1 protein-coding gene is annotated in these 391 nt (G+C 72.1%); it reads left to right on the top strand.

Translation table 11 applies throughout. The annotated features are described in order from the left end of the window. Window positions 1-391: SLC13 family permease (locus G3I60_RS44270; RefSeq protein WP_275419246.1), on the top strand; the 391-nt coding region annotated here is incomplete at both ends.

Consider the following 391-nt stretch of genomic DNA (forward strand, 5'->3'; position numbering starts at 1 on the left):
CCGTCCTCACGCTGTGCGTGGCCCTGGACGGCGACGGCGCCTCCACCTTCCTCATCACCGTCTCCGCACTGCTGCCGGTCTACAAGCGGCTCGGTATGAACCCCTTGGTCCTGTCCGGAGTGGTGTGCCTGGGCGCGGGCGTGATGAACATGGTCCCCTGGGGTGGCCCGACCGCACGCGCCATGGCGGCGCTGAAACTGGACAGTTCCGAGGTCTTCAACCCCGTGCTGCCCGCGATGGGCCTCGGCGTCGCCTGGGTGCTGGTGGCCTCGTACCTGCTCGGCCGCCGGGAACGCGACCGCCTTGCCGCGTTGTCCCCGCCGGGTCCGGCCACGGACGGGCGCGAGGGCGCCGACGAGCGGGCCGTCCTTGAACCCGCCGCTGCGACGAC

The organism is Streptomyces sp. SID13666, from assembly GCF_010548325.1.
GTDB lineage: Bacteria > Actinomycetota > Actinomycetes > Streptomycetales > Streptomycetaceae > Actinacidiphila > Actinacidiphila fildesensis.